Raw genomic sequence first — 2,096 nt, 5'->3', positions numbered from 1 at the left:
GATCTGCGTCTACGCCCGCAACACCGTCACCAACGACGTGCTGTACAAGGAGGGCCTGGACCTTCTCGTCGTGCCCTCCGCCGAGCTCTCCCGCGGCCGCGGCGGCCCGCGCTGCATGAGCATGCCCTTCTGGCGCGAGGACCTCTAAGGTCTTCAAGGACTCGTACGGGTCATAATACATACATCTAGCTGCCATTAGATGTCTCCCATTGGGGCGGTGCGGGTTTTCGCACCGCCCCAATCTTGTATGAGGAACGTCAACACGATTGGATGACTGCTTTTGTAAGGAGCTTGGCCATGGACATCAAGACGATTGGCGTTGAGGAATGGCTCAACGTTTGGGAGAAGAGCGCCACGTGGGACATCGCCCAGTCGACGATCTCGTCGCTCACCATGGGCGAGCTTCGCGCGCTCGACGAACAGGACGGCGTCACGTTCTACGAGCGCCTGGATCGCGAGAAGATGAACTACGGCTGGATCGAGGGTTCGCCGGAGTTTAAGGCCGAGGTTGCCAAGCTGTATCGTCGCGAGGTCAATCCCGATCACATTCTGCAGACCAATGGCTGCACGGGCGCCAATCTCAACGCCATCATGGCTGTAGTCGAGCCCGGCGACCACGTTATCGCCGAGTGGCCTACCTATGCGCCGCTCTATGAGATCCCGCGTACGCTCGGCGCCGAGGTCGAGTATTGGGAGCTTCGCGAGGAGCTCGGATGGAAACCCGATATCGAGGAGCTCAAGCGCTCGGTGCGCCCCAACACGAAGCTCATCTGCATCAACAACGCATCGAACTCCATCGGTACGGTGCTTGATGCCGATACGCTCGGCCAGATTGCCGGGATCGCCCGCTCGGTTGGCGCCTATGTGCTGTGCGACGAGGTGTACCTGCCGCTTGAGAACACTGAGGACTTTTTGTCGATGGCCGATGTGTACGAGAAGGCCATCGTCACCAACTCGGTGTCCAAGACCTATTCGACGCCTGCGGCCCGCGTGGGCTGGGTTGTGGCAGACGAAGAGGTATCTAACCGCATTCGCACGTACCGCGACTACACCATGATTTGCGGCGGCGTGTTCAACGACGCCCTGGCGACCTATGTGCTCGAGCACAAGGACAAGATCCTCGAGCGCAACCGCAAGATCGTGTTTGGAAACCGCGATATCGCGCAGGCTTGGATTGATACGCAGCATCGCGTTTCCTGGACGGCCCCGCAGGGCGTGTCTACCTCGTTTATCAAGCTTGATATTCCCGAGGACGACGAGGAGTTCTGCAAGCGCCTGCTGGCCGAGAGGGGAGTGCTGTTGGTTCCCGGTAGCCGCTTTGAGCTTCCCTGCGGCGCACGCCTGGGCTACTGCGCGAGCGAGGACGTTCTGCGCGAGGGTCTGAGGCTCCTGGGCGAGGCACTGGCGGAGTTCGATCGCTAGGATTCCGACGGCTCTCAAAACCGCTCAAATCTGTCTACGATTATCGATAACAGTCCCGTTTCCCATGAGGGGAGCGGGACTGTTTTTCTATACCGAGAAGTCAAGTTGTTACAAATGAGGCCGTAAGGCGAGCCGGTATCCGATGGGCCTTATACTGAGCTTCCGGTGAACGGTATCAAGCGTCTGGTAAACGGTAATTTGTTACCAGAAATGAATAGGACAAACTTTTTTCTGAATAAAAATGAAAATGGTTGAGACGCGGTATGAATCGCTAATTCTATTCATAGCTTTATTGGAAATATGCAATTTGAGGGTGGTTTAATAAAGTTAAGTTCCATTTGTTATTTGGATTGAAAACGCGTTTAAGCACGTAAATAAACTTTATTAAATCAAAGTGTGCCATGCGTGAAGTATATGTGTATGCCGTTCACCCCTCATATAAAACCGTTCGGGGGCGAGGTGGAAGTATGAACTGATTTTGGATATAAATATGTCGTCAGCAATAACGCCTCACACGGAGGGGCGCTAACGAATCGGCCCTGACAGGGGCCCGAAAGAAAGGTAGGAGGCCATGACGAAAGGTCTGCACGTGCCTTCCGAGATCGGCAAGCTCAGGAAGGTCTGCCTGCACCGTCCCGGCGACGAGCTCCTCAACCTGCCGCCCGACGAGCTCG

Annotated in this window: 2 protein-coding genes; both read left to right on the top strand. The window is 56.0% G+C overall.

Annotated elements, in window-relative coordinates:
- The coding region (locus AAAX35_RS09530) for an arginine deiminase family protein (protein ID WP_349117453.1) at positions 1-148 on the top strand (148 nt) is incomplete at its 5' end.
- Between the two features lie 149 nt (positions 149-297).
- Entirely contained in the window at positions 298-1,422 is a 1,125-nt protein-coding gene (locus tag AAAX35_RS09525; RefSeq protein WP_349117452.1) for an aminotransferase, read from the top strand.
- Positions 1,423-2,096 lie beyond the last annotated feature (674 nt).

Source organism: Collinsella sp. CLA-ER-H11, from assembly GCF_040092445.1.
Lineage (GTDB): Bacteria > Actinomycetota > Coriobacteriia > Coriobacteriales > Coriobacteriaceae > Collinsella.
This window is presented reverse-complemented; position numbering and strand designations above follow the sequence as displayed.

Excerpts from the sequence above, each read along its gene's own strand:
- AAAX35_RS09525 (WP_349117452.1), top strand. The coding sequence starts at position 298 with ATGGACATCAAGACGATTGGCGTTGAGGAATGGCTCAACGTTTGGGAG.